The sequence below is a fragment of the Aeromicrobium sp. MLTX1 genome (assembly GCF_046452335.1).
In the GTDB taxonomy this organism is placed as follows: Bacteria; Actinomycetota; Actinomycetes; order Propionibacteriales; family Nocardioidaceae; genus Aeromicrobium.
Genome location: NZ_JBKFDN010000002.1, coordinates 251,741 through 276,289, shown reverse-complemented (window position 1 = coordinate 276,289; position 24,549 = coordinate 251,741). Strand labels below are relative to the sequence as shown.

Genomic DNA, 24,549 nt, shown 5'->3' with positions numbered 1-24,549 from the left:
CTCTCAGACCCAGACCGCGGCGAACGCACCGAGCAGCAGGTATGGACCGAACGCGATCGGGATGTTCCGCCCGAGGCGTCCCCGGACGAGCACCAGCCCGACGACGGCGCCGATGCACAGACCGAAGAACACGCCGTAGTACGTGGCCACGAGCCCCAACGGGCCGAGGGCCACCCCCACCACCGCGGAGAGCCGGACGTCGCCGTAGCCCATCGGCCCGATGAGGGCGAGGACGAAGTAGAAGCCGAACACCAGCACGTTGCCGATCAGCGCCCCCAGCAGCACCGACGCGTCCCGCATCAGCAGCGCCCCGACCCCGGTCAGGACCCACGTGACGACGTACAGCGGCGCGACGATGAGGTACGGCAGCAGGTGGACCTTCCAGTCCACCCACGCCAGCACGGGCGTGGCGGCGGCGATCGGCACCCACACCGGCAGCAGCGCGGGCTCGCTGATCGTGGCGGCGGCGACGCCGGCCAGTGCCATCGCGGGCAGTGCGAGCCACAGACCGAGCCGGCGCACGCCGCCCAGCTCGGCGTACGGGATCTTCGGCGGCATGTCCGGCTCCGGCTCCGCCGTCGGCTCGGGCAGCCGGGCCAGCATCCGGGGCGAGAGCGCGGCCAGCAGTCCGGCCAGCAGGATCGCGACGACCGAGGCGACGGGAAGGGGCACGAGGTGCACCCTAACGGCTGGCGAGCGCCTCCATGGCCGCTGTCACCAGGACGCCCGGCTCGACCGTGCGGCCGGTCATGAGGTCGACCTGGAGCACCGCCTGGTGCGCCAGCAGGTCGAGTCCGGTGGCCAGCGGGAGGCCCTCGGACTGGGCCGAGCGCATGAGACCGGTGGGCCACGGGTCGTACACGACGTCGAACACGGCCGACGCCGAGCCGACGAAGGCGTGCTCGCGTCCCACGAGGGCGTCGCCGGGCACCGTGGACACCAGCAGGTCGACCGACTCCAGCACGTCGACGTGCAGCGGCACGACGGACACCGCGAGCCCCAGGGACTCGATCACGCTCGCCGTGGCGGCGGCGCGGGCGGTGTCGCGGACCCGCAGCTCGACCTCGCGCGCACCCAGCCGGGAGCACGAGAGCGCGACCGAGGCGGCCGTGGCGCCGGCGCCGACGATGCGCACAGACGTGAGCGACTCGACGCCGACCTCGCGCAGGGCATTGGCCGCGCCCGGGACGTCGGTGTTGGACGCGGCCCAGCCGCCCTCGATCGCCACGAGGGTGTTCGCCACGCCGAGCGCCTCGACGACGGCGTCGCGCCGGGCCGCCAGCGCCGCGGCCTCACGCTTGAGCGGCGCCGTGACGGAGTAGCCCCGCCAGCCGTCGCGGTGCTCGGAGACGAACTCGGTGAGCTCGCCCTCCTGCACGTCGAACGCGCCGTAGCTCCAGTCGAGGCCGAGCACCCGGTACGCCGCCCGGTGCATCGCCGGCGAGAGCGAGTGCGCGATCGGCGAGCCGAGGACGGCACACCTCATGTCAGCCGCCGCACGAACCGGCGCCGTACTCGGCCTGGCAGTCGGAGTTGTGCTTCCCGAAGTCCTGGTTGTAGACGACCGAGCCGTCCTTCTTCGCGAAGAAGTACAGCCAGTCGCCGTCCGCCGGGTTCAGCGCCGCCTCGATCGAGGCCTGGCCGGGCGAGCCGATCGGGCCCGGGGGCAGGCCGGTGTGCTGGTACGTGTTGTAGAGCGACGGGTTGGCGCGCTCCTCGGCCGTGGTCCAGACGTCGCCCTTGCGCTCGCTGACGTACGAGACGGTGGAGTCGAGCTGGAGCGGCATGCCCTGGTCGATGCGGTTGTAGAGCACGCGCGCGATCTTGGCGTAGTCCTCGGGCTTCTGGCCCTCGTACTCCAGGATGCTGGCGACGGTCAGGACCTGCTCGCCGTTGAGCCCGAGCGCGGGCGCGCGCGAGCCGATGTCGAGGTCCTTCGCGACCTTGAGCGTCTGCTGGACCATGCGCGTCAGCACGGCCTTCGCGTCGTCGCCCGGCTCGACGAAGTACGTCTCGGGGTACAGGTAGCCCTCGGGGTTGCCGTTCGCGTAGTCGGGCAGGCCGATCGTCGACGGGTCGTCCAGCGCCGCCTCGAGGTCCTTGGCCTCCAGCTCGGTGTTCTTCGAGATGATCTCGACGATCTGGCCCACGCGGGCGCCCTCGGGCACGGTGAACTTGGCCTGGACTCGGGCCGAAGGGTCGACGAGCGCGGTCAGGGCGGCCTCGGCCGACATCTGCTGACGTAGCGTGTACGTGCCCGGCTGGATCTTCTGGGCCCGCGCGTCGGTGAGGCTGAGCTGGTAGAACGCCTCGGACGACTTCACGACATCCGCGTCGGCGAGGAGTCGGGCGATCTGGACGCCGTTGGCGCCGGACGGGATCGTGACCTCGGCCGTGCCGGTGCCCTGTCCGGTGTAGTCCTCGGCGCCGCCCATGCGGTCCATGACGTTGGTGACGACCACGTAGCCGCCGATGAGGATGGCGATGACCGCGAGCAGGGCGATCACGTTCTTGATCCCCGACTTCTTCTTCGGGGGCTCCTCCCTGCGACGCGAGCCGGGACGCGCGCGTCTCGGCTCCTCGTCGCCGGTCAGGATCTCCAGACCGCCGTCACTCTCGCTCATGCGTCATTTCCTTCCGTCGTCACGACCAGCTCGCCGGGCGCGGTTCCGCGCATCTTCTCGGCGTCGATGGCCGACTGCAGAATCACCACGGCTGCTGCCTGGTCGATGACCGATCGTGACGATTTCGTCGTGCGTCCACTCGCGTGCAGCTGGGCCTGGCCCGCCACCGTCGAGAGTCGTTCATCGATCAACCGTACCGAAACCCCCGGAAGCGCGGCGACGAGTGCCGTCGCGAACGCCCGCACCTTGACCGCGGCGGGCCCCTCGCGACCCGACAGGCCGAGGGGCAGGCCGACGACGATCTCGAGCGCCTCGTACTCGTCGGCGAGGGCGACGAGGCGGCCGATCGCGGCCGGACCGGCCGGCACCGTCTCGACCGGCGTGGCGATCAGCCCGTCGGGGTCGCACGACGCGACCCCGATCCGGGCGTCACCGACGTCGACGCCGAGCCGGCGGCCCCGGCGCCAGGTCATCCGCGCCCGATCATCGCTGCAGGGCGTCCCGGACGGCGGCGAACGCGGCGTCGATCCCGCCGAGGTCGGTGCCGCCGCCCTGGGCGACGTCGGCCTTGCCGCCACCGCGGCCGCCGATGCGCTCGCCCACGGTCGCGATGAGCTGCTGCGCCGACAGGCCCCGGTCGATCGCCGCGGGGTTGAGCGCCACGACGGCGGACGGCTTGTCGCCGGCCGTGCCGATCACGACGACGACCGCCGGACGGTCGGTGATGCGGCCGCGGATGTCGAGCGCGAGCTGGCGCACGTCGCCGCCGCCGACGCCCTCGGCGCGGTGGCCGACGAACGCGACGCCGTCGACGTCCTCGGCGGCCTTGGCCACGTCGCCCGCCGCGCCCTGGAGCTGCGCGGTGCGGATCTTCTCGAGCTCCTTCTCGGTGCCCTTGAGGCGCGAGACGAGGTCCTGCACACGGCTCGGCAGGTCCTCCGGCTTGGCCTTGAGCACGTCGGTCAGCTGGAGCACGAGATCGCGCTCGCGGGCGAGGTACTGGAAGCCCTCGAGGCCGGTGAGCGCCTCGATGCGGCGGTTGCCCGCGCCCACCGAGGTGTCCGACGTCAGCACGACCGTGCCGATCTGGCTGGAGCGCTCGACGTGCGTGCCGCCGCAGAGCTCGCGCGACCAGGGGCCGCCGATCTCGATGACGCGGACCTCCTCGCCGTACGTCTCGCCGAAGAGCGCGAGCGCGCCGAACTCCTTCGCCTCGGGCAGCGTCATCCAGTGCTGCGAGACCTGCAGGTCCTCGCGCAGCGCCCGGTTGGACACCTGCTCGACCTGGTGGAACTGCTCGGGATCGAGCGCGCTGCCCCAGCCGAAGTCGAGGCGCAGGTAGCCCGGACGGTTGTACGAGCCGGACTGCAGGGCCGTGGGGCCGAGCACCTCGCGCAGGGCCGCGTGCACGACGTGCGTGCCCGAGTGCGCCTGGCGGGCGCCGACGCGCCACTCGTGGTCGACCTCGGCCGACAGCTCGAAGCCCGTGGTCAGCTCGCCCTCGACCACGCGGACCTGGTGCACGACGAGGCCGCGGATCGGGCGCTGGACGTCGAGCACCTCGGCGCGGCCGCCGTCCCAGCGCAGCACGCCGGCGTCGGCGTTCTGACCGCCGGACTCGGCGTAGAAGCCGGTGCGGTCGAGCACGACCTCGCCGACCTGGCCCTCGGACAGCACGGGCACCGACTGGCCGCCGGACAGCAGCGCCAGCACCTTCGACTCGGTGATGAGGTTCGTGTACGCGACCCAGTCGGTCGGCCCGAACGCGTCGATCGTCTCGCGGTAGACCGTGGTGTCGGCGTGGAGGCCCTTCTTGGACTTCGCGTCCGCCTTGGCGCGCGCCTTCTGCTCGGCCATGAGCGAGCGGAAGCCCTCCTGGTCGACCGAGAGGCCCTGCTCCTCGGCCATCTCCAGGGTCAGGTCGATCGGGAAGCCGTAGGTGTCGTGCAGCTGGAACGCCTGGCTGCCGCTGAGCACGCTGCCGCCCGACTTCTTCGTCTCGCCCGCGGCGACTTCGAAGATCTGCGTGCCCTTGCCGAGGGTCTGGCGGAACGCCTCCTCCTCGGCGTACGCGATCTGGCTGATGCGCGCGAAGTCGGTCTCCAGCTCGGGGTAGGAGGCCTTCATCCGCTCCATGCTCACCGGGAGCAGCTGGGGCAGCGCGGGGTCCTCGTAGCCGAGCAGGCGCATCGAGCGCACCGCGCGGCGCAGGAGCCGGCGCAGCACGTAGCCACGGCTCTCGTTGCCCGGGGTGACGCCGTCGCCGATCAGCATGAGGCTGCTGCGGACGTGGTCGGCGACCACGCGGAAGCGCACGTCGTCGGTGTGGTCGGCGCCGTACGTGCGGCCGGTGAGCTCGGAGGCGCGCTCGATGACCGGGAAGACCTCGTCGATCTCGTAGAGGTTCTCCTTGCCCTGCAGCAGGTACGCGACGCGCTCCAGCCCCATGCCGGTGTCGATGTTCTGCTTCGGCAGCGGCTGGACGACGTCGAACTGGTCCTTCGCGGTGACGTTGGTGATCTCCTCCTGCATGAAGACCAGGTTCCAGATCTCCAGGAAGCGGTCCTCGTCGGCCTCGGGGCCGCCGTCGGGGCCGTACTCGGGGCCGCGGTCGACGTAGATCTCCGAGCAGGGGCCGCCCGGACCCTCGACGCCCATGTGCCAGTAGTTGTCGAGCAGCCCGCGGTTCTGGATGCGCTCGTCGGGCAGGCCCGCGACCTTCTTCCAGATCTCACGCGCCTCGGTGTCGGTGTGCAGGACCGTGACCCAGATCTTCTCCGGGTCGAAGCCCAGGCCGCCGTCGTCGACCGACTTCGTGATCAGCTCCCACGCGAGCGTGATGGCGCCTTCCTTGAAGTAGTCGCCGAAGCTGAAGTTGCCGTTCATCTGGAAGAACGTGCCGTGCCGGGTGGTCTTGCCGACCTCCTCGATGTCGAGGGTGCGCACGCACTTCTGGACGCTCGTGGCGCGGTCGAACGGAGGCGTCTCCTGGCCGAGGAAGTACGGCTTGAACGGCACCATGCCGGCGTTGACGAACAGCAGGTTCGGGTCGTCGAACAGCAGCGGCGCCGAGGGCACGACCGTGTGGCCGGCGTTCTCGAAGTGGTTCAGGAATCGGCGCCGGATCTCAGCGGTCTCCATCAGTGGGGGTCCTTAGGTTCGGAGGGTTCGGTGGGCTCGGTCAGGGCGAGCCGGGGTTCGTGGTCGAGCAGGTGCTGGCGCAGGTGCTGCTCCTGGGCGGTCATGCCCTCGGCCATCTCGGCGCGGAAGGCACGGACGCCGGAGCCGAGCGCGGCCGCCTGGTCGATCAGGCCGGGCATGGACAGCCGGTAGGCCGCACGCTTGGCCTTGACGCTGGAGTAGACGCCCGCCGCGGCGCCGGCGACGAACCAGACGAGGCGGGCGCTCATGAGCCCACCCAGCCTCGGCCGCCGGCCGGCGGGGGCGGTCCGTTGGTGGCGCGGGCCGCCGCACGGGCGGCCCGCTGACGAGCTCGCTTCCGAGCGCGGTACTCGCGGCGCATCAGGCCGAGGATCCGGTCACGGCTCTCGGGGCGCAGCGCGTGCGCGACGCCCGCCGCGACGATGTTGAGCCGGACCGCGGGGCGCGTCATCGACGCCGCCACGACCTGCTCGTGGGTGGGCTGCACGATCACGCGGCCCTCGACGACGCGCACGACCTCGAGCTCCGGCTCGCGCTCGGGCTCGGGCTCGGTCATCACGACCGGCTCGAGCACCGCGCTCACCGGCTCGCTCACGCTCGCCGGCTCTCGATCACCGAGCGCCTTCGCCTGGCGCAGCGCGCGCACCGCGACGACGGCCGCGGCCACCGCGACGACCGCCAGGACGGCGGTGGCGACGAGCATCGCGAGCTGCACGGACATGGGAACGAGGTTACCGGTCTCGGACGATCGCGCGGATTCGGGCGAGCCGCTCCGCGATCGCTCCTTCCGCGCCGTGGGGGCCGGGTCGGTAGTAGTCGGAGCCGTCGACGTCGTCGGGTGCGTACTGCTGCGGGACCACGCCGCGCGGGTCGTCGTGGGCGTAGACGTAGTCGTGCCCGTGGCCCAGCTTCTTCGCTCCGGAGTAGTGCGCGTCGCGCAGCGCGGGCGGGACGGCGCCCACCTTGCCGGCCCGCACGTCGGCCATCGCGGCATCGATCGCGCGGATCACCGCGTTCGACTTCGGCGCCGTGGCCAGGTGGATCACGGCCTGCGCGAGCGGGATGCGGGCCTCGGGGAAGCCGATCATCGCGACCGCCTGCGCCGTCGCGGTGGCCATCGGCAGAGCGGTGGGATCGGCCATGCCGATGTCCTCGCTGGCGTGGATCATCAGCCGGCGGGCGATGAACCGCGGGTCCTCCCCCGCCTCGATCATCCGCGCGAGGTAGTGCAGCGCGGCGTCCACGTCGGAGCCGCGGATCGACTTGATGAAGGCGCTCGTCACGTCGTAGTGCTGGTCGCCCTGGCGGTCGTAGCGGACCGCGGCCTTGTCCACCGCGAGGGCGGCGTCGTCGAGGGTGATCTCCTCGTGGCCCTGGTCGGCGGCCGCGCCGGCTGCCGCCTCGAGGTAGGTCAGCACGCGGCGGCCGTCGCCGCCGGCGAGCCGCACGAGGTGCTCGCGCGCCTCCTGGCTGATCGAGATCGCTCCGCCGTAGCCGCGCTCGTCCTCGATCGCGCGGTCCACCAGCACCGCGATGTCGGCGTCGGTCAGCGGCTGGAGGGTGAGCAGCAGCGAGCGGCTCAGCAGCGGCGAGATGACGCTGAAGTGCGGGTTCTCGGTCGTGGCCGCGACGAGGCTGACCCAGCGGTTCTCCACGCCGGGCAGCAGCGCGTCCTGCTGGGCCTTGCTGAAGCGGTGGACCTCGTCGACGAAGAGGACCGTCTCCTTGCCGCGCGACAGCGCCTGCCGGGCGCCCGCGATGACCTCGCGGACCTCCTTGACGCCGGCGCTGACCGCCGAGACCTCGACGAAGCGGCGGTCGGTCTGGCGGCTGATCAGGCTCGCGAGCGTGGTCTTGCCGGTGCCGGGCGGCCCCCACAGCAGGACCGTCAGCGGGGCGTTGCCCTCGATCATCCGGCGCAGCGGCGACCCCGGCGCGAGCAGGTGCTGCTGGCCCACCAGCTCGTCCAGCGACTGCGGCCGCATCCGCACCGCGAGCGGCGCACTGGAGTGGGCGTTGCCGGCGAGGGTGCCGCTGGAGTCGCGCCGGCTCGTGTCGGGCGCCTCGGGAAGGTCGAAGAGTCCGTCGGTCACCCCACGAGCCTACGGCGTCACTCCCCCGCGGCGCCTACTCTCCCGTGCGACCGTCGATGCACTCGCGCAGCAGGTCGGCGTGGCCGCAGTGGCGCGCGTACTCCTCGATCATGTGGACCAGCAGGTCGCGGATCTCGACCGTGCCGGAGCGGTGGTGCGGCAGCTCGCGACCGAAGTCGGCCTCGTCGATGCCGTCGAGCCACTGCTCGGCCCGCTCTACCTGGGTGCGCAGCGCGGCGAAGGCCTCGTCGACGCACTCCTGCGTGCCGACCGCGTCGTTGAAGTCCGCGTCGCTGTCGTGCTCCTTCTGGAACAGCGGCGCCTCCGACGACTGCTGCCCGACCCGCACGAACCACGTGTGCTCGACGTACGCCATGTGGCGGACCAGACCGAGCAGCGACAGCGTGCTGGGCGGCACGCTGCGCCGCGCGAGCTGCTCGGGCGAGAGGTCCTCGCACTTGCGCAGCAGCGTCTGGCGGTACTGGGCCAGGTACTCGACGTACGTGGCCTTCTCGCCGACGGAGCTCACGCCTCGTCGGCGCTCTCGTCGTCCGCCTCGGGCTCGGCGTCGACCCCCGCCTCGGCGCGCTGCTCCGGCGTGATGGGCGCCGGGGCCGCGGTCAGCGGGTCGTAGCCGCCACCGGACTTCGGGAACGCGATGACCTCGCGGATCGAGTCGGCTCCGGCGAGCAGCGCGACCGTGCGGTCCCAGCCGAACGCGATACCGCCGTGCGGCGGGGCGCCGTACTTGAACGCCTCGAGCAGGAAGCCGAACTTCTCCTGGGCCTCCTCGGCGCCGATGCCCATGATCTCGAAGACGCGCTTCTGCACGTCCTCGCGGTGGATGCGGATCGAGCCGCCGCCGACCTCGTTGCCGTTGCAGACGATGTCGTAGGCCTGCGCGAGCGAGTCGCCCGGCGTGGCCAGCGTCTCGGGGTCCTGCGGCGCGGTGAACGCGTGGTGCACGGCGGTCCACTCGCCGCCGCCGACCGCGACGTCGCCCGAGTCGAGCTCGCTGACGGCCTCGAACATCGGCCAGTCGACGACGAACGCGAACGCCCACTTCGACTCGTCGATGAGGTTCTCGCGCTTCGCGATCTCGATGCGCGCGGCGCCGAGCAGCTGGCGCGAGCTCTTGACCGGGCCGGCCGAGAAGTAGACGGCGTCGCCGGGCTTCGCGCCGACAGCGTCGACGAGGCCCTCGCGCTCGGAGTCGGACAGGTTCTTGGCCACCGGGCCGCCGAGCGTGCCGTCCTCCTGGACCAGCACGTAGGCCAGGCCGCGGGCGCCGCGCTGCTTGGCCCACTCCTGCCAGCCGTCGAGCGTGCGGCGGGCCTGCGAAGCGCCGCCCGGGTGCACGACCGCGCCGACGTACGGCGCCTGGAACACGCGGAACGGCGTGTCCTTGAAGTAGTCCGTCAGCTCGACGAGCTCGAGGTCGAAGCGCAGGTCGGGCTTGTCCGAGCCGTACTTGCTCATCGCGTCGGCGTACGTGATCCGCGGGAACGGCGTCGGCAGGTCGACGTCGATCAGCTTCCACAGCGCGACGTAGATCTCCTCGGCCAGCGCCATGACGTCGTCGGGGTCGACGAAGCTCATCTCGATGTCGAGCTGGGTGAACTCGGGCTGGCGGTCGGCGCGGAAGTCCTCGTCGCGGTAGCAGCGCGCGATCTGGTAGTACCGCTCGAGACCGCCCACCATGAGCAGCTGCTTGAACAGCTGGGGGCTCTGCGGCAGCGCGTACCAGGAGCCGGGACGCAGGCGCGCCGGCACGAGGAAGTCACGCGCGCCCTCGGGCGTGGAGCGGGTCAGCGTGGGCGTCTCCACCTCCACGAAGTCGTGGCGCTCCAGCACGGCGCGGGCCGCCGCGTTGACCTTCGAGCGCAGGCGCATCGCGTGGGCCGGGGCCGGCCGGCGCAGGTCGAGGTAGCGGTGCTTGAGACGCGCCTCCTCGCCCACTTCGACGTGCTCGTCGATCGGGAACGGCAGCGGCTCGGAGCGCGACAGGATCTCGACGTCGTCGGCGATGACCTCGATCTCGCCCGTGGCGATCGCGGGGTTCTCGTTGCCCTCGGGACGGCGCTGGACCGTGCCGGTGACCTTGAGGCAGAACTCGCTGCGCAGCTGGTGGGCGACGTCCTCGCGGACGACGACCTGGGCGACGCCACTGGCCTCGCGCAGGTCGATGAAGGCGACGCCGCCGTGGTCGCGGCGACGGGCGACCCAGCCGGCGAGCGTGACGCTCTCGCCGATGTTCGCGGCCGTCAGGGTTCCGGCGTCATGGGTGCGGATCACGCTGTCGTCTCCTTGTGGGTCACCTGCGGTCGCAGGTCGGTCTCGGGGGGCGTCCAGGCGTCGGGATCGGCCGACACCTGCTCGCCGGTTCGGATGTCCTTCACCTGGTCGCCATCCTGCGTGACGAACCAGACGAAGGGGATGCCACGGCGCTCGGCGAAGCGGATCTGCTTGCCGAACTTCTGCGCGGACGGGGCCACCTCGCACGCGATGCCGCGGGCGCGCAGGCGCTGCGCGATCGCGTCGCTGCCGGGTCGGGAGTCCTCGTCGTTGACGGCCACGAGGACGGCCGACGGCACCGAGCGCGAGGACGTGATCCCGCTCGTCGTGAGCGTCGACAGCAGGCGCGAGACGCCGATCGACAGGCCGACACCGGGGTACGTGCGCTTGCCGTCGCTGGCGAGCTGGTCGTAGCGGCCGCCCGAGCAGATCGAGCCCAGCCCCGGGTGCTCGGCCACGCGGGTCTCGAACACGGTGCCGGTGTAGTAGTCCAGGCCGCGCGCGATGCGCAGGTCGGCCGTGACGGTGACGCCCTCGACCGTGGCGCAGCCCGCGACGACCGCCTCGAGCTCGGTGAGGCCCTCGTCGAGCATCGGGTGCTCGACGCCGAGGTCGCGCACGCGCTGCACGAACGAGGTGTCGGTGGTGACGATCTCGGCCAGCGCGAGGCACGCCTTGGCCTGGTCGGACGTGAGGCCCTGCTCGGTCAGCAGCTCGCCGATGCGCTCGGCCGGCAGCTTGTCGAGCTTGTCGATCACCTGCATGACCGCCGTGGGCTCGGCGATGCCCAGCCCCAGGTAGAAGCCCTCGAGGACCTTGCGGTTGCTGACCTGGAGCGTCAGCGACAGGCCCGGGATGGGCAGGCCCGCGAGCGCCTCGGCCATGACTCGGGCGACCTCGACGTCGAAGTGGAACGGCAGCGTGCCGTCGCCCACGATGTCGATGTCGGCCTGCGTGAACTCACGGAAGCGGCCGGCCTGCGGGCGCTCGCCCCGCCAGACCTTCTGGATCTGGTAGCGGCGGAACGGGAACTGCAGGTGGCCGGCGTTCTCCACGACGTAGCGCGCGAACGGCACGGTGAGGTCGAAGTGCAGCGCCAGCTCGGAGGCCTCGGACTCGTCGGCGTGCAGGCGTCGGACGGCGTAGACCTCCTTGTCGATCTCACCCTTGCGCAGCAGCGTCTCGAGCGGCTCGACGGCGCGGGTCTCGATGTTGCCGAAGCCGTGCAGCTCGAAGACGCGCGCGAGGTGGTCAAGCACGGCGAGCTCGACGTTCCGCTCCGCCGGCAGGAACTCCGGGAAGCCGCTGAGCTTGCTCATGCGGTCAGCTCCGCGAGGAACGGGTTCGTGGCCTTCTCGCGGCCGATCGAGGTCTGTTGGCCGTGGCCGGGCAGCACGACGACGTCGTCGGGCAGCGTCAGCACCTTGGACTGCAGGCTGCGCAGCATCTCGGCGTGCACGCCGCCGACCAGGTCGGTGCGACCGATCGAGCCGTAGAACAGGAAGTCTCCGGAGAACATGATCTGCGAGACGGGCTCGGGGCCCGTGTAGTCGACGCGGTACGCGACCGTGCCCGGCGTGTGGCCCGGGCAGTGGTCGACCGTGAGCGTCAGGTCGCCGACCTCGATCGTGGCGCCGTCGACCGCGTCGCGGACGTCGGCGGGCTCAGAGAACTGCGACTCGTCGATCTCGCCGAGCTGCTGGCGCAGCATCGCGGCCGACTCGTTCGAGATCGCGGCCATCGGATCGGCGAGCAGGTGCCGGTCGGCCGGGTGGATCCACAGCGGGCAGCCGTAGGCGTCGGCGACCTGCGCGGCGTCCCACATGTGGTCGAAGTGGCCGTGCGTGACCAGCACGGCCGCCGGAGTCAGATCGTGCTCGGCGACGACGGCGCGGACGCCCTCGAAGGACTGCATCCCGGGGTCGACGATCGCGCACGGCTGGCCGGGTCCGGAGGCGACGAAATAGCAGTTCGCCTGCAGCGGTCCGGCGGGGAAGGCGGTGAGAAGCACGCCTGTCAGGGTACGCGAGGAGGACCCAGCGCCGCGAACCTCCTAGACTGACCGCCATGAGTGACTGGGGCCGCGTCGACGCGGACGGGAACGTCTACGTCAAAGAGGGCGACGGCGAGCGTCTGATCGGACAATGGGTGACCGGCGGCGACGCCGACGAGGCGCTCGCGTTCTACACGCGACGCTTCGACAACCTCGAGACGGAGGTCGATCTGCTGGAGAAGCGGATCGAGGCCGGCACCGTCTCGCCCGACGACGCCACGAAGGCGATCGCGACCGTGCGCGAGCAGCTCGTCGACGCGCAGGCGATCGGCGACCTCGCGTCGCTGTCCGCGCGCCTCGACAAGCTCGAGCCCGCCCTGGGCGAGCTGCGCGCGAAGCGCAAGGCCGAGCGCGAGCAGCGGACCGCCGAGGCCACCGAGGCCAAGACGCGCATCGTCGCCGAGGCCGAGAAGATCGGCGCCGGCCAGGACTGGCGCAACGGCGCCGACCGGCTGCGCGCGCTGCTCGACGAGTGGAAGTCGCTCCCCCGCCTCAGCAAGGCCGCCGACGACGAGCTGTGGCACCGCTTCTCCAGCGCGCGCACGGCGTACACGAAGAAGCGCAAGGCCCACTTCGGCGAGCAGAGCGTCCGCCGCGACGAGGCCAAGAAGATCAAGGAGAGGCTGATCGAGGAGGCCGAGGCCCTCTCCGGCTCCACCGAGTGGGGGCCGACCTCCGGCGCCTACCGCGACCTCATGCAGCGCTGGAAGGCCGCCGGCTCGGCGCCGCGCAACGTCGAGGACAAGCTGTGGAAGCGCTTCCGCGCCGCCCAGGACGTCTTCTTCCAGGCGCGCGAGGCCGCCAACGCCGCGCAGGAGTCCGAGTTCGCCGAGAACGCCGCGGTCAAGCGCGAGATCCTCGTCGAGGCCGAGGCGCTGCTGCCGATCAAGGACCTCGAGGCCACGCGCCGCGCCTGGCACGACATCGCCGACCGCTGGGAGGCCGCGGGCAAGGTCCCGCGCGACCAGATCAAGGAGCTCGAGGGCCGCATCCGGGCCGTCGAGAAGGCGATCCGCGACGCCGGTGACCAGGAGTGGAAGCGCACCGACCCCGAGAAGTCGGCCCGCGCGGACGACATGATCACCAAGCTCGAGGACGCCATCGCCGGCATCGAGGCCGACATCGCCAAGGCCGAGGCTGCCGGCGACGCCAAGAAGGTCGCGAAGCTCCGCGAGAACCTCGAGTCCCGCCAGGCCTTCCTCGACATCGCCCGCCGCACCGCCTCCGACTTCAGCTGAGGCTCCGAGCCCTCCGGTGCGCGAACTGCGCGCCGGAGGCGCGAGGTCACTGGGTGACGCGGTAGGCGTCGAAGACGCCGGGGACGTTGCCGACGGCCTTGAGGACGGCGCCGAGGTGCTTGGCGTCGGCCATCTCGAAGGTGAAGCGGCTCTTGGCCACGCGGTCGCGGCCGGTGCTGAGGGTGGCCGACAGGATGTTGACGTGCTGGTCGGAGATCACCTTGGTGATGTCGGACAGCAGGTGCGGGCGGTCGAGCCCCTCGACCTGCATCGCGACGAGGAACGTGGTCTTCGCGTTCGCGATCCAGCGCACGTCGACGACGCGCTCGGTCTGGTGGGCCAGCTCGGTGAAGTTCACGCAGTCGGTGCGGTGCACCGAGATCCCCGAGCCGCGGGTGACGAAGCCCTGGATGGCGTCGCCGGGCACGGGGGTGCAGCAGCGCGCCAGCTTGACCATGACGTCGCCCGAGACGCCCACGACCTCGACGCCCGCGTCGCCGCGGACCGACGAGACCGAGCGGCTCGTGCGCAGCGGCATCGCCGTGGCCTCGGCCGCCTCCTCCTCGGCGCCCTCACGGCCGCCGGCGAGGTCGATGACGCGGTCGACGACGTTCTGCGCGCCGACGTTGCTCTCCCCCACCGCCGCGTACAGCGCGGCGATGTCGGCGTGGCCCATCTCCTTGGCCACCGTGTCGAGGTTCGCCTGCCGGAACAGGCGATGCATCGGCAGGCCCTCCTTGCGCATCTGCTTCGCGATGAGGTCCTTGCCGTGGTCGATGGCCTCCTCGCGGCGCTCCTTCGTGAACCACTGGCGGATCTTGTTGCGCGCGCGGGGGCTCTTGACGAAGTCGAGCCAGTCGCGGCTCGGGCCGGCCGTGGGCGACTTCGACGTGAAGATCTCGACGACGTCGCCGCTCTCGAGCTTGGACTCCAGTGAGACGAGGCGGCCGTTGACGCGGGCGCCGACGCACGTGTGACCGACCTCGGTGTGCACGCCGTAGGCGAAGTCGACGGGGGTGGCCCCCGCCGGCAGCTGGATGAGGTCGCCACGCGGCGTGTACGCGTAGACGCCCGCGTTCTGCATCTCGAAGCGCAGCGAGTCCAGGAAGTCGCTCGAGTCCTCGGTCTCGGACTGCCAGTCGACGAGCTCGCGCAGCCAGACCATCTCGTTGCCGCCGGGAGCGCCCTTGGACGCCTTCCCGCCGACCGCCGCGAGCGACTCCTCCTTGTACTTCCAGTGCGCCGCGACGCCGAACTCGGCGCGACGGTGCATGGCGTACGTGCGGATCTGGAGCTCCACCGGCTTGCCCTGCGGGCCGATCACGGTGGTGTGCAGCGACTGGTACATGTTGAACTTCGGGACGCTGATGTAGTCCTTGAAGCGACCCGGGATCGGATTCCAGCGCGCGTGCAGCACGCCCAGGACGGCGTAGCAGTCGGCCACGTCGTCGACGAGGATGCGCACGCCGACGAGGTCGAAGATGTCGGAGAAGTCGCGGCCGCGCACGAGCATCTTCTGGTAGATCGAGAAGTAGTGCTTCGGCCGGCCCGTGATCTTCGCCTTGATCTTGGCGTGGCCGAGGTCGGAGTTCACGTCGCGGATGACGCGCTCGAGGAACGCCTCGCGGGAGGGGGCGCGCTCGGCGACGAGGCGGACGATCTCGTCGTAGACCTTGGGGTGCAGGGTCGCGAACGACAGGTCCTCGAGCTCCCACTTGATCGTGTTCATGCCCAGGCGGTGGGCCAGGGGCGCGAAGATCTCGATCGTCTCGCGGGCGATGCGTTCCTGCTTGTCCTGGCGCAGGTAGCGCAGGGTGCGCATGTTGTGCAGGCGGTCGGCGAGCTTGATGACCAGCACGCGGATGTCGCGGGCCATCGCGACGACCATCTTGCGGATGGTCTCGGACTGGGCCGAGTCGCCGTACTTGACCTTGTCGAGCTTCGTGACGCCGTCGACCAGGTGCACCACCTCGTCGCCGAAGTCCTTGCGCAGCTGCTCGATCGTGTACGAGGTGTCCTCGACCGTGTCGTGGAGCAGGGCCGCGCACAGCGTCGGCGCGGTCATGCCGAGCTCGGCCAGGATCGTGGCGACGGCCAGCGGGTGCGTGATGTACGGGTCGCCGCTCTTGCGCTTCTGGCCCTCGTGCATCGCCGCGGCGACCTCGTAGGCCTTCTGGATCGCGGCGACGTCGCCCTTGGGGTGGGTGTCGCGGTAGACCTTGATGAGCGGGTCGAGCACCGGGTTGCCGGCGCCGGTGGACCGGCCGCCGATCCGGGCGAGGCGGCTGCGCACGCGCGAGGACGTCCGCGCCGAGTCCGGTGTCCTGGACTCGGTCGGCTTCGTCGAGGGTCCCTCTGTCCGCTCAGCCACGCGCGCCTCCTTCAGTCCATCCTACGGAGACCCGGTCAGAGCGCGCCGGAGATCACCGAGGCGAACACGCCGAGTACGAGCGCGGCGATCGCAATGATGGCGACGATGCGGACGGTGTTCTGGCTCATCAGTACTCCAGGAGGGCGGTCAGGGCGAGGTCGCCGAGGGCGTCGCGGCCGCCCAGCGCGGGCAGCTCGATGAGGACGAGACCGCCGGCCACCTCGGCGCCGGCGCGCTCGAAGAGGCGTCGGGAGGCGGCCAGCGTGCCGCCGGTGGCGAGCACGTCGTCGACGAGCAGGACCCGCGCGCCCTCGGTGACGGCGTCGGCGTGGATCTCCACGACCGCCTCGCCGTACTCGAGGGAGTAGTTCTCCGCGAGCGTCCGCGCGGGCAGCTTGCCGGCCTTGCGGACCGGCACGAGGCCGATGCCGAGCGCCTCGGCGATCAGCGGCGCGAGCAGGAAGCCTCGGGCCTCGACGCCGGCGACGAGGTCGAGCGGACCGAACGCACGCGCGGCCTCGACGAGGGCGTCGACGGTGGCGCGCAGGCCCTCGGGTGCGGCGAGCAGCGGCGTGATGTCACGGAACGTGACGCCGGCCTCGGGCCAGTCCTCGATCGCGCGCACGAGACGCGCGGCCACCTCGGGGAAGTCGCTCATGCCTGCGGGTCGATCACTTCGGCGACGGCGGCACGGGCGACGGTGATGACGACGCCGGGCGAGACCTCGAGGGCGATCGTCTCGTCGGCGAGGCTCTGCACGGTGCCGTGGATGCCGCTGCTGATCATGACGCGAGCGCCCGGCTGGAGGGCGTCCTGCATCTGGCGCAGCTCGGTGTACTGCTTCTGGCGCGCGCGCATCGGCCGGATGATCAGCAGGAAGAAGACGACGGCGAGAAGGAGGAGGGGAATCAGGTCAGCGGGACTCATCCCGATCGAGTCTAGAGGGCGAGTCCCGCGCGGATCTCGTCGAGTATGCGCGGAGGGAACTCGGTCGTCGCGCGACACCGCTCGACGAGGTAGACGATCTTGTTCAGCCGCGGCCCGGGGAGCTCGATCGAGCGCCGTGCCAGCGCCGGCCGCAGGACGTTGCGGTCGAAGGCGCCGTCGCTCGGCTCCGGGATGCCGCGCCACCGCGCGAACGCCGCCTTCAGGTCCCCGTGCGCGACCACGCCGTGCGGTGGTGAGAGCGCCACGGCGAGCGCTCCGACGAGCCACCCGTCGTCGCCCTCCAGCGCGGCGACGCCCAGCTGCACCGTCCCCGAGCCCTCCGTCGGTGCCTGCTGGGGCGTCTCGATGTCGAGCGTCATCACGAGGTCCGGGAAGCGCAGCGACACCTGGGTGCGTGCGTGAGGCAACGACAGGTGCTGCCCGGCCGCGGGCACGGTGATCTCGCCGGTCCCGGTCCGCACCTCGACGATCGCGCCGTTGGCGCGCTGACCCCGGTAGAGCGCCGGTCGGTCCGCCGAGGCCGTGAGCACGAGGGCCGGGTCGCTGACGTACGGCAGCCGCACGAAGACGAAGTACGACCCCTCGACCTCCGTCGACGCGACCAGCCCGTCCCCAGGCAGGTCCATCCGGCGGGCGACGACGCACCGCTGTCCGGGCACGAGCTCGGCCGTGCCGGACGGGCCGGCGTCGGTCGACCAGGCGATGCGCATGCGAGTCCCTTCGCGCGGAACGTGTTCCACGGCGGCTCGACACCACCGATCCGGGGCCGCACGCTGGCGTCATGATCGACTCGCTGACGACCCTCGGATCCAATCTAGTCGTGCTCGCGGTGTTCCTCGGCGTGGTGGTCGTGGCGCTGCTGATCGCCCGTTCGGTGTTCGGCACGGTCTCGGTCCGGTCGACGGCCGTCGAGGCGGCCGCCCGTCTCACCTCGCTGCCGACCGCGACGCCCGGCGCCCTGCGGCGTCGGTTCGCCCGTGCGGTGACGAGTCAGCACGTCGTCATGCCGAGCGGCGAGCGGCACGCCCACCCGCGTCTCGTGGTGCGGCTCTCGCCGGAGGACGCCGAGCGCCTCGCTCCCGAGGGCGAGCTGGCGGCGCTCGAGCGCGATGCCGTCCAGCTGTACCTCAAGCACGCCGGCCGCAACCAGTGGAAGGTGCCCGCGGACGTGCAGGTGGCCATCGAGATCGACCCGGTCCTGCGTCCCGGCTGGATCCCGCCGGCGCGCGGCGTCGGCCGTCCGATCGCGTCCGAATCGGTCCCGTCGGCCCCGACCGGCACCGACGCCGATCGGGCCGCCGCCTGGGCGCGGGTCGCGAGCCCGCGGTCGGTGTCGCTCGCCACGGAGGACACCGGTCCGATCACCGCCACCTGGACCGCGGCCCAGGCCGAGCAGGATCGCGAGCCTGCCACCGTGGCCGTCGGCCGGTCCGGGATCGAGCTGGTGGGGCCGGACGGCTCCGCCCACGTGGAGACGGGGTCGATCGTCGTGCTCGGCCGGGGCGATCAGTCCCCCGTGCGGCTCACCGCGCCGGAGGTCTCGGGTCGCCATGCCGCGGTGCGCCACCGCGGCGGCGGCTGGGAGATCCGGGACCTGGGGAGCACGAACGGGACGGTAGTCGACGGCGAGCGCCTGTCGACCGACGCGTGGCGGCCGTTCGGGCCCGGCTCGACGATCGAGGTCGCCGGCGTCCGACTCACCGTGCGCGCCGACGCGTTCGGGACGGTTCCGCTGCTCGGGGGACAATGAGTCCATGGTCGTGACCGCCGGTGCCCTCGACCGGGCACCCCGCTTCGAGCTGCTCGAGCGGATCGGCGCGGGCAGTCACGGTGTCGTCTACCGCGCGCACGACCACCAACTGCGCCGCGAGGTGGCCGTGAAGCGCTTCGCGCACGTCCTGACCGACGACCCGCGGGCGATGCACCGCATCCGGCGCGAGGTGAACGCCCTCGCCCGGGTAAGCCACCCGTACGTCGTCACGATCCACGACCTGGTCATGCTGCCCGACGGCGACGGCGAGGAGTCGCCGCACCTCGTGATGGAGCTCGTCGACGGGACGAGCGTGAAGCAGCTCCTCACCGACCACGGACCGAGCGTCGAGTCCGTGCGACTCGTCCGGCACGTGCTGGCCGGACTAGACGCCTGCCACCGAGCGGACATCCTGCACCTGGACATCAAGCCCGCCAACGTCCTGCTGACCGCGGCGGGCGACGTGCGCATCGTCGACTTCGGCATCTCCCGTGCGGCCTCCGACCTGACGGCCACCATCGCCGGCACGCCGCACTACATGTCCCCGGAGCAGTACGAGGGCAGGGTCGACCGTCGCAGTGACGTGTACTCCGTCGGGTGCCTGCTGTTCGAGACCCTGACCGGCCGCACGCCGTTCCCCGGCCCGCCGGCCGTGCAGCTGATGGCGCACCGCTCGGCCGACCGGCCGGACCCGCGTGACGTCGATCCGGCGATCCCCGCAGGACTCGTGGACGTGCTGCACCGTGCCATGGCGATCGATCCCGACCGTCGCTACGCGAGCGCCGCCGACTTCGCCGCCGCGCTCGCTCCGTTCGAGTCGATCGGGGCCGCCGAGGCGGGTCCGACAGTGACTGCCGTCGTCCCGCCGCCCCGCGTCGCAGCCGAGCCGGCACGGACGCCGAGCGAGCCCGGGCTCGCCTGGACCACGCGCACGGCTCGGACGCTCGCGACCCTCGCGCTCAGCGCCGGCGTCGTCGCGCTCGTCCCGGCGCTCGTGTGGGCCAGCACGTCGCTGCCGCCCGCCGTCGACCACCGGCCGCCCGCGATGGACGAGTCCACCGCATCGGCGTGGTGGTGGACGGCGGTCCTCCTGGCCGCCGCGTTCGTCGCGATCGGCCGGAGGGCGTACTTCAGGCTGCTCGCCGACGCGCCGCGCCGAGCCCTGGGCATCGCCCTGGGTGCCGCGATCCGTGGATCCGCGGTGCTCGCCTTCCCGTGGTACGCGGCCGGGGTCATGGCGGGCGCCCGCGCGTACGGCCTGCCGACGCCCGACCTGTACGGCTCGTGGGCCGACGTCGCGTGGATCCTCATGCCGCTCGCGACGCTGGCCCTGACGTGGCGGGCCGTGTCCCGTCTGCGCTTCGGGATCGGCGGGCTGCTCGCCTTCGCGCTGCGCCTGGCCGTCGCGGCGCTCGCGGCCGTGCTCTTCGCGGCCTACCCGAGCGTGCTCTGAGCCCTACCCGTCGAAGTCGAGCGTGTCGGGCACGGCAGGTGGCGTGAGGCCGAGGTGCCGCCAGGCCGCCGCGGTGGCGATGCGACCGCGCGGCGTGCGGGCCAGGAAGCCCAGCCGCACGAGGAACGGCTCGGCCAGCTCCTCGACCGTCTCGCGCTCCTCCGACACCGCCACGGCGAGCGTGGCGATGCCCACCGGTCCCCCGCCGAAGCTGCGGCACAGGACGTCGAGCACCGCCCGGTCGAGCCGGTCGAGGCCGAGGTCGTCGACCTCGTACAGGTCGAGCGCGGCCCGCGCGACGGCGTGGTCGACCGCGCCGTCGGCGCGGACCTCGGCGTAGTCGCGCACGCGGCGCAGCAGCCGGTTGGCGATGCGCGGGGTGCCGCGCGAGCGCGAGCCGATCTCGGTCGAGGCGTCGGCGCTGATGCTCAGGTCGAGCAGGTCGGCGGAGCGGCGCACGATGCGGTCGAGGTCGGCGGGCTCGTAGTAGTCGAGCTGCGCGGTGAAGCCGAAGCGGTCGCGCAGCGGGCCCGGCAGCAGGCCCGCGCGGGTGGTGGCGCCGACGACCGTGAACGGCGGGATCTGGAGCGGGATCGCGGTGGCGCCCGGGCCCTTGCCCACGACCACGTCCACCCGGAAGTCCTCCATCGCCATGTAGAGCAGCTCCTCGGCGGGGCGCGACATGCGGTGGATCTCGTCGATGAACAGCACGTCGCCCTCGTTGACGCCCGAGAGGATCGCCGCGAGGTCGCCGGCGTGCTGGATCGCGGGGCCGCTGGTGAGCCGCAGCGGGGCGGACAGCTGGTGCGCGATGATCATCGCGATCGTGGTCTTGCCGAGTCCGGGCGGACCGGACAGCAGCACGTGGTCGGGGGTGCGCTCGCGGGCGACGGCGGCGTCGAGGACGAGGGCGAGCTGCTCGCGGACGCGCTCCTGGCCGATCAGCTCGTCGAGCGTCCGGGGACGCAGCGCCTGCTCGAACGCGGTGTCCTGCGGCCCGGCGGCCTCGGCCACGATCGACTCGAAGTCGTCGTACTCGTCCATGCTCATCGGCGACGGTCCATCGATCGCAGGGCGTCGCGCAGGACGCCGGAGATGTCGGGGTCGTCCCCGACGCCGTCGGCGACGCGGTCGATCGCGGCGTCGGCGTCCTTGGCCGACCAGCCCAGTCCGACGAGGGCCTCGTGCACCTGGTCGCGCCATCCGGACGCGGCGGGCGCTGCGGCCGAGGCGGCGATCGCGCCGACGCGGTCCTTCAGCTCGACGACGATGCGCTCGGCGCCCTTGCGACCGATGCCGGGGACCTTGGTCAGCGTGGCGTGGTCGGCCGACGCGATCGCGGTGCGCAGGCGCTCGGGCGGCAGCACCGCGAGCATCGCCTGGGCGACCTTGGGCCCGACGCCGCTGGCGGTCTGGACGAGCTCGAACATGTCGCGCTCCTCGGCGTCGGCGAAGCCGTAGAGGGTCATCGAGTCCTCGCGCACGACCATCGAGGTCCACAACGTGGCCTCCTGCCCGATCCGCAGGTCGGCGATCGTGGAGGGCGTGCACATCACGTGGTAGCCGACGCCCTGCAGGTCGAGGACGGCGGAGTTGAGCGAGACGGTGGCCACGGAGCCCCGCAGGTGCGCGATCATCGGGCACCTCCCGCGGCGGCGACGGCGGCGGCCAGCCGGTTCTGCGCCGAGCCGCGCCACAGGTGGCAGATCGCCAGCGCGAGCGCGTCGGCGGCGTCGGCGGGCTTCGGTGGCGCGTCGAGGCGCAGCAGTCGGGTGACCATCGCGGTGACCTGGGCCTTGTCGGCCCGGCCGCTGCCGGTGACGGCGGCCTTGACCTCGGACGGGGTGTGCAGCTGGACCGGGACGCCGTGGCGCGCGGCGACGAGCATCGCGATGCCGCTGGCCTGGGCCGTGCCCATCACCGAGCGGACGTTCTGCTGGCTGAACACGCGCTCGACGGCGACGACGTCGGGGCGCAGCCGGACGACGAGGTCGTCGAGCGCGCGCTCGAGGCGCAGCAGCCGCTTCGCGAGGTCGAGGTCGGCCGGGGTGCGCACGACGCCGACGTCGACGAGGTCGAGCGGGCGGCCCACCATGCCCTCGACGACGCCCACGCCGCACCGGGTGAGGCCGGGGTCGACTCCGAGCACACGAAGGGAACGCATGTTCGACACTCTAGGCGGTGTCGGGGACGGCCTCGCGGAGGCACGCCGCGCGCCGGGCTCAGCCCAGCCGGTCGTCCGGCGTCCGCTCGATCTCCTCGGCGAGCTCGCCGGCCACGCGGCGCGCATTCCTGCGCCCCGCCACGAGCGTGCGGTGCAGCGGCCGGGCGGAGCCGTCTCGGCGTAGCTCGACGGGATACCTCGCCAGCAGCAGCCAGCCCGCGACGAGCAGCAACGGAACGAGCGCGAGCACCCAGCCGCGGTCCGACTTCAGCAGGACCGGCGACAGGACGGCGAGCAGGACGAGACCCGCCACGACGAGCAGCGGACCGAAGCCGCCACCCGTCGGCGTGCCGCCGACGACGAGGTCGCCCTCGCGCCCGCGCAGCGCGGGACGCCCGATGCGGACGGTCCACCCGACCCCGTCGGGGGTGCGCACGCGTCGGTCCATGGCCACATCATGGCCGAGGCCGGCTCAGAGCTCGGCCATGACCTCGTCGGGCGCGTCGAAGTTGGCGAACACGTTCTGCACGTCGTCGGAGTCCTCGAGCGCGTCGATCAGCTTGACGACCTTGGCCGCGCCGTCGGCGTCGACCTCGACGGTCACGCTGGGCACGAACGAGGCGTCGGCCGAGTCGTAGTCCAGGCCGGCCTCCTGCAGCGCCGTGCGGACCGCGACGAGGTCGCTCGGATCGCACAGCACCTCGAAGCTGCCGCCGAGGTCGTTGACCTCCTCGGCGCCCGCGTCGAGCACCGCCATCAGGACGTCGTCCTCGTTCGTGGCGCCGTCCTCCTGCTGGGCGGGCACGATGATGACGCCCTTGCGGCCGAACATGTAGGACACCGAGCCCGGGTCGGCCATCGTGCCGCCGTTGCGGGTCATCGCCGTGCGGACCTCCATGGCGGCACGGTTCTTGTTGTCGGTGAGGCACTCGATGAGGAACGCGACGCCGCTGGGGCCGTAGCCCTCGTACATGATCGTCGTGTAGTCGGCGCCGCCGCCGTCGGCTCCCCCGCCGCGCTTGACGGCGCGGTCGATGTTGTCGTTGGGGACCGACTGCTTCTTGGCCTTCTGGATCGCGTCGTAGAGCGTGGGGTTGCCGTCAGGGTCGGGACCACCCGTGCGCGCCGCGACCTCGATGTTCTTGATCAGCTTGGCGAACAGCTTGCCGCGCTTCGCATCGATCGCGGCCTTCTTGTGCTTGGTGGTTGCCCATTTGGAGTGGCCCGACATGTCGTTCCTTTGCGTAGTCCTAGCTCTGCTTCACGAGGTCAACGAAGAGACCGTGCACACGGTCGTCGTCCCCGACCTCGGGGTGGAAGGACGTCGCCATGAGCGGCCCCTGCCGCACCGCCACGATCCTACCGGCGGCCTCGCCCGAGGGGACCTCGGCAAGCACCTCGACGCCGGGTCCGACCTCCTCGACCCAGGGGGCGCGGATGAACACGGCGTGCACCGGATCGGCGACGCCCGCCATCTGCAGGTCGGTCTCGAACGAGTCGACCTGACGCCCGAACGCGTTGCGACGCACGGTGACGTCGAGACCGCCGACGGTCTCCTGCCCCGCCGCACCGTCACGGATCCGCTCGGCGAGCATGATCATCCCGGCACAGGTGCCGAAGGTGGGCATGCCGTCCTTCACGCGCCGGCGCAGCGGCTCGAGCAGGTCGAACGTGCGCGCCAGCTTGTACATCGTGGTGGACTCCCCGCCGGGCACGATGAGCCCGTCGCACCGCTCGAGCTCGGCCGGGCGACGGACCGTGAACGCGTCCACGCCCAGCCGCTGCAGCGCGTGCAGGTGCTCGCGGACGTCGCCCTGGAGGGCGAACACACCGATGGAAGTCACCCCGGAAGTCTAGTCACCCTGGGCGACGGCGACCCTGACGTCGGTCAGGTCGAGTACATGGCCCTGTGACGTGTTGCCGAAGCCCGTGCCGAACGGGAAGTCGACCACGACCTCCGCGGCGAGAACGTCGCCGTCGTGGTCGTCCGTGATCTGGCCCGCCAGAGGCGTCCCGTCCACCGTGTACGTATCCGTGATCGAGACGTCGTCGGCCAGGCCGCCCTGACCCTCGAGGCCCGTGACACCGACGGTCGCCTCGAGGTCGTCGCCGGTCGCCGATATCGTCCACGAGCCGGTGAACAGCAAGGTGTCACCCGGAACGGCACGCACGGCCGAGACGTCGGCGAGCGGAGCGCCGTTGAGGGTCCAGGCGCCGGGCGTGGACTCCGTCAGCGTGAGTCGGCCTGCTGAGATGGTGCCGCCGGCGACGGCTCCGGAACCGTTCCAGTACGCGAGCGACGCCGCGCCGCCGAGCAGCACGAGCGCCGAGGCCCCGGCGACCGCGCCCTTGGTCCAGGTCTTCATGAGCTCCTCCCCGTGGGGAACGGGAACGACGT

At 71.9% G+C, this 24,549-nt stretch carries 26 protein-coding genes; 3 read left to right on the top strand and 23 right to left on the bottom strand.

Going from position 1 to position 24,549, the window contains the following annotated elements:
- Positions 1-3: 3 nt before the first annotated feature.
- From ACK99Q_RS11825 to ACK99Q_RS11770, 12 genes are read right to left on the bottom strand one after another with little or no spacing between them, the layout of a single operon-like run.
- Positions 4-672 (bottom strand): prepilin peptidase, encoded by a 669-nt coding sequence (locus ACK99Q_RS11825; RefSeq protein ID WP_410186328.1) that lies wholly within the window; start codon positions 670-672, stop codon positions 4-6.
- 10 nt (positions 673-682) lie between these two features.
- The gene (locus tag ACK99Q_RS11820) at positions 683-1,486 is read right to left on the bottom strand and encodes a shikimate dehydrogenase (protein WP_410186327.1); all 804 of its coding nucleotides are present in this window, start codon (positions 1,484-1,486) and stop codon (positions 683-685) included.
- Between the two features lies 1 nt (position 1,487).
- Positions 1,488-2,624, bottom strand: a complete 1,137-nt coding sequence (gene mltG / locus ACK99Q_RS11815; protein WP_410186326.1) for an endolytic transglycosylase MltG — start codon at positions 2,622-2,624, stop codon at positions 1,488-1,490.
- Positions 2,621-3,097 (bottom strand): Holliday junction resolvase RuvX, encoded by a 477-nt coding sequence (gene ruvX / locus ACK99Q_RS11810; protein WP_410186325.1) that lies wholly within the window; start codon positions 3,095-3,097, stop codon positions 2,621-2,623. The genes mltG and ruvX overlap by 4 nt, the downstream gene beginning before the upstream one ends.
- Before the next feature lie 10 nt (positions 3,098-3,107).
- The gene (gene alaS, locus ACK99Q_RS11805) at positions 3,108-5,765 is read right to left on the bottom strand and encodes an alanine--tRNA ligase (protein ID WP_410186324.1); all 2,658 of its coding nucleotides are present in this window, start codon (positions 5,763-5,765) and stop codon (positions 3,108-3,110) included.
- The gene (locus tag ACK99Q_RS11800) at positions 5,765-6,034 is read right to left on the bottom strand and encodes a DUF6167 family protein (protein ID WP_410186323.1); all 270 of its coding nucleotides are present in this window, start codon (positions 6,032-6,034) and stop codon (positions 5,765-5,767) included. The genes alaS and ACK99Q_RS11800 overlap by 1 nt, the downstream gene beginning before the upstream one ends.
- A complete protein-coding gene (locus ACK99Q_RS11795; protein ID WP_410186322.1) occupies positions 6,031-6,507 on the bottom strand; it encodes a hypothetical protein in 477 nt (158 codons plus the stop codon). Before ACK99Q_RS11795 ends, ACK99Q_RS11800 begins: the two co-directional genes overlap by 4 nt.
- Before the next feature lie 10 nt (positions 6,508-6,517).
- Positions 6,518-7,879 carry a replication-associated recombination protein A gene (locus tag ACK99Q_RS11790; RefSeq protein ID WP_410186321.1) on the bottom strand — a complete coding sequence of 454 codons (1,362 nt, stop codon included), beginning with the start codon at positions 7,877-7,879 and terminating at the stop codon, positions 6,518-6,520.
- A gap of 34 nt (positions 7,880-7,913) precedes the next feature.
- On the bottom strand, positions 7,914-8,408 hold the full coding sequence (locus ACK99Q_RS11785) for a DinB family protein (RefSeq protein WP_410186320.1): 495 nt from the start codon (positions 8,406-8,408) through the stop codon (positions 7,914-7,916).
- Positions 8,405-10,174, bottom strand: coding sequence for an aspartate--tRNA ligase (aspS, locus tag ACK99Q_RS11780; RefSeq protein WP_410186319.1), 1,770 nt, complete (start codon positions 10,172-10,174; stop codon positions 8,405-8,407). The genes ACK99Q_RS11785 and aspS overlap by 4 nt, the downstream gene beginning before the upstream one ends.
- Complete coding sequence (hisS, locus tag ACK99Q_RS11775; RefSeq protein ID WP_410186318.1) at positions 10,171-11,493, bottom strand: histidine--tRNA ligase; 1,323 nt, start codon at positions 11,491-11,493, stop codon at positions 10,171-10,173. Before hisS ends, aspS begins: the two co-directional genes overlap by 4 nt.
- Positions 11,490-12,185: an MBL fold metallo-hydrolase gene (locus tag ACK99Q_RS11770; RefSeq protein ID WP_269302374.1), complete on the bottom strand. Its 696-nt coding sequence runs from the start codon at positions 12,183-12,185 to the stop codon at positions 11,490-11,492. The genes hisS and ACK99Q_RS11770 overlap by 4 nt, the downstream gene beginning before the upstream one ends.
- 56 nt (positions 12,186-12,241) lie before the next feature.
- Here ACK99Q_RS11770 and ACK99Q_RS11765 point away from each other — a divergent pair, with 56 nt between their 5' ends.
- Positions 12,242-13,465, top strand: coding sequence for a DUF349 domain-containing protein (locus tag ACK99Q_RS11765; protein ID WP_410186317.1), 1,224 nt, complete (start codon positions 12,242-12,244; stop codon positions 13,463-13,465).
- A gap of 46 nt (positions 13,466-13,511) precedes the next feature.
- Here the strand turns inward: ACK99Q_RS11765 and ACK99Q_RS11760 are convergent, their stop codons facing one another.
- The 4 genes from ACK99Q_RS11760 to ACK99Q_RS11745 all read right to left on the bottom strand — a co-directional run bounded on the left by ACK99Q_RS11760 (position 13,512) and on the right by ACK99Q_RS11745 (position 17,494).
- The gene (locus tag ACK99Q_RS11760; RefSeq protein ID WP_410186316.1) at positions 13,512-15,836 is read right to left on the bottom strand and encodes a RelA/SpoT family protein; all 2,325 of its coding nucleotides are present in this window, start codon (positions 15,834-15,836) and stop codon (positions 13,512-13,514) included.
- A 127-nt stretch (positions 15,837-15,963) separates the two neighbouring features.
- Positions 15,964-16,494, bottom strand: coding sequence for an adenine phosphoribosyltransferase (locus ACK99Q_RS11755; protein ID WP_410186315.1), 531 nt, complete (start codon positions 16,492-16,494; stop codon positions 15,964-15,966).
- Complete coding sequence (gene yajC, locus ACK99Q_RS11750; RefSeq protein ID WP_410186314.1) at positions 16,491-16,763, bottom strand: preprotein translocase subunit YajC; 273 nt, start codon at positions 16,761-16,763, stop codon at positions 16,491-16,493. The genes ACK99Q_RS11755 and yajC overlap by 4 nt, the downstream gene beginning before the upstream one ends.
- 11 nt (positions 16,764-16,774) lie before the next feature.
- Positions 16,775-17,494: a hypothetical protein gene (locus ACK99Q_RS11745; protein ID WP_410186313.1), complete on the bottom strand. Its 720-nt coding sequence runs from the start codon at positions 17,492-17,494 to the stop codon at positions 16,775-16,777.
- Between the two features lie 71 nt (positions 17,495-17,565).
- On the opposite strand from ACK99Q_RS11745, the gene ACK99Q_RS11740 reads away from it, so the two are divergent.
- Positions 17,566-18,534 (top strand): FhaA domain-containing protein, encoded by a 969-nt coding sequence (locus ACK99Q_RS11740; protein WP_410186312.1) that lies wholly within the window; start codon positions 17,566-17,568, stop codon positions 18,532-18,534.
- 4 nt (positions 18,535-18,538) lie between these two features.
- Positions 18,539-19,987: a serine/threonine-protein kinase gene (locus ACK99Q_RS11735; protein WP_410186311.1), complete on the top strand. Its 1,449-nt coding sequence runs from the start codon at positions 18,539-18,541 to the stop codon at positions 19,985-19,987.
- A 3-nt stretch (positions 19,988-19,990) separates the two neighbouring features.
- Here the strand turns inward: ACK99Q_RS11735 and ruvB are convergent, their stop codons facing one another.
- From ruvB to ACK99Q_RS11700, 7 genes are read right to left on the bottom strand one after another with little or no spacing between them, the layout of a single operon-like run.
- Complete coding sequence (ruvB, locus tag ACK99Q_RS11730) at positions 19,991-21,031, bottom strand: Holliday junction branch migration DNA helicase RuvB (RefSeq protein WP_410186988.1); 1,041 nt, start codon at positions 21,029-21,031, stop codon at positions 19,991-19,993.
- Between the two features lie 2 nt (positions 21,032-21,033).
- The gene (gene ruvA / locus ACK99Q_RS11725) at positions 21,034-21,624 is read right to left on the bottom strand and encodes a Holliday junction branch migration protein RuvA (RefSeq protein ID WP_410186310.1); all 591 of its coding nucleotides are present in this window, start codon (positions 21,622-21,624) and stop codon (positions 21,034-21,036) included.
- The gene (gene ruvC / locus ACK99Q_RS11720) at positions 21,621-22,151 is read right to left on the bottom strand and encodes a crossover junction endodeoxyribonuclease RuvC (RefSeq protein WP_410186309.1); all 531 of its coding nucleotides are present in this window, start codon (positions 22,149-22,151) and stop codon (positions 21,621-21,623) included. Before ruvC ends, ruvA begins: the two co-directional genes overlap by 4 nt.
- 58 nt (positions 22,152-22,209) lie before the next feature.
- Positions 22,210-22,599 (bottom strand): hypothetical protein, encoded by a 390-nt coding sequence (locus tag ACK99Q_RS11715; RefSeq protein WP_410186308.1) that lies wholly within the window; start codon positions 22,597-22,599, stop codon positions 22,210-22,212.
- Between the two features lie 24 nt (positions 22,600-22,623).
- The gene (locus ACK99Q_RS11710; RefSeq protein ID WP_410186307.1) at positions 22,624-23,382 is read right to left on the bottom strand and encodes a YebC/PmpR family DNA-binding transcriptional regulator; all 759 of its coding nucleotides are present in this window, start codon (positions 23,380-23,382) and stop codon (positions 22,624-22,626) included.
- Positions 23,383-23,401: 19 nt separating this feature from the next.
- A complete protein-coding gene (pdxT, locus tag ACK99Q_RS11705; protein ID WP_269302393.1) occupies positions 23,402-23,995 on the bottom strand; it encodes a pyridoxal 5'-phosphate synthase glutaminase subunit PdxT in 594 nt (197 codons plus the stop codon).
- 9 nt (positions 23,996-24,004) lie between these two features.
- Positions 24,005-24,517, bottom strand: a complete 513-nt coding sequence (locus ACK99Q_RS11700) for an alternate-type signal peptide domain-containing protein (RefSeq protein ID WP_410186306.1) — start codon at positions 24,515-24,517, stop codon at positions 24,005-24,007.
- Between the last annotated feature and the right edge of the window lie 32 nt (positions 24,518-24,549).